The organism is Luteimonas wenzhouensis, assembly GCF_007859305.1.
Taxonomy (GTDB): domain Bacteria; phylum Pseudomonadota; class Gammaproteobacteria; order Xanthomonadales; family Xanthomonadaceae; genus Luteimonas; species Luteimonas wenzhouensis.
The window spans coordinates 1-1,716 of the sequence record NZ_VOHE01000019.1 but is presented as its reverse complement, the minus strand read 5'-3'; the positions used below and the strand labels follow the sequence as shown (position 1 = coordinate 1,716).

General features: G+C 72.3%; 2 protein-coding genes. Both read right to left on the bottom strand.

The features are described 5' to 3' along the window. Positions 1-1,411: rhamnan synthesis F family protein (locus FQY79_RS15305; protein WP_146313767.1), on the bottom strand; the 1,411-nt coding region annotated here is incomplete at its 3' end. Positions 1,412-1,413: 2 nt separating this feature from the next. Next, a partial coding sequence (locus FQY79_RS15300) for a CDP-glycerol glycerophosphotransferase family protein (RefSeq protein ID WP_186760110.1) occupies positions 1,414-1,716 on the bottom strand: 303 nt, incomplete at its 5' end.

Below are 1,716 nucleotides of genomic sequence, written 5' to 3'. Positions count from 1 at the left end.
TGACCACGCTGAAGCTGCGCTCGAGCTTGTCCGCGTCCGCAACGCGCAGCAGGTTGCGCTCCATCTCCTCCACCGGCGCGTCCGGCACCGCCTCCAGCACCCGATCCTTCCAGCGCGACAGGTCGGCGCAACGCCTCGGGTTCTCGCCCAGCAGGGTGCGCTTGAACAGCGGGAAGCCGTAGCGCAGCAGTTCGAACGCGTACTCGTTGTAGATCGGGTGGTAGGGATACAGGTGCTCGATGAAGGTCGCCAGCCGGTGGCCGACGCCGAGCAGGTAGCGGCTGGCGCCGATCTCGTAGCGGAGGATGATCCGCGACTTGTCCTGCTCCGCGCGCACGCCGTCGAGCAGCCGGCGGAAACCGTCGTCCCGGACCACCGGGCCGCGGTAGGCCACGAAGTACGAGCTCACGTGCAGGCTGTCGAGGTGGCTGGCCGAAGGCCCCGCGTCGGCGAGCCCCTCCACCACCGACTCGACGGTCGGCGGCGACGCGCCGTCGGCGCCGGTCCAGGTCCGCTGGGTCGCCTGCAGCCCCCACCAGTCGCAGGCGGTGGCCTCCATCTTCGCGAACACCTCGTCGAGCGGGCGCACGAGGTAGCAGCTGTCGTTGACCAGCAGCAGTTCGTCGTACGCGGCCACCGTGTCCCAGCCGACCAGCTCGCGCGCCAGCCGCGACCACGAACCGAAGTCGTAGGTGCCGTGGCGCTCGGCCCACGCGCCCTTCGCGTACGGCGCCAGCCGGTCGAGCTCGCCCGGGGCCAGGTCGCAGTCGGCGAGGTAGTACACGTCGGCGTGCCGCGACAGTTCGCGCACGAAGCGCACGACGTAGTCGTCGACCAGCCCGTCCGGGTCGTATCCGGCGAACAGGCAGATCCGGCGCGCGCCGGCGCCCGGCCAGCAGGCACCGGGACCCGGCCGGCGGGGAGCCGGCGCCGGATCCAGGCCCAGCTTCCTCCCCACCAGCACGTGGTGGAGCAGCGGATCGACCGTGTCTCCCGCCAGCGGGAGATACGCGCTCTGGTACCACCAGGTGTCGAAGGCCGCGGACGGGTTGCGCAGCTCCTTGCGTCCGTGGCGGTGGAAATGGACGTGTGGATCCATGCCGGCGCGGGCCGCGTCCGGGTTGTGCCCGCGGTAGAACGCGACGTCGAGCAGCCCCGAATCGCGGACCAGCGCGATCGCCTCGCGCTCGGCCGTCGACCCCGGCGGCGCCGGCGCGTTGAGCAGCCGGTCCGCGTCGACATTGGGTCCACGGCCGGACGGGAGCCCGACCGAGACGTAGTGGCCGACGACCTGGTCGAGCGGCGCGTCGTCGAGCCCGGCGCAGGCGGCGTACCAGCGGCGGTCGAACAGGCCCGAAGCCAGCAGCCTCGAGGCCAGGTCGGCGGGGCCGGGGAGGGCGCGGGACACCATCGTCAGCACCGTACCATGGGCGTGGCGCCCTCCAGGGCCAGCGCCCGGACCCGGCCGACGACGCGCCAGGCGCTGCCGTCGTCGAGGTGGTCGAAGAACGTGCGACGGCGCAGGTCGAGGTCGGCGGGCGGTTCGAGCCGCCCGTCCCCGAACCGTTCCAGCACCGTGCACAGGGCGGCGAAGTCCCTGCACACGGGCCCCGGGAACACGTGCTCCAGGTCGTAGAACAGGCCGCGCTCCGTCCCCGCGTAGTGCGCCAGGTCGTAGGCGAAGCTCACCGAGGGACGCCCCGTCAGCATGAAGTC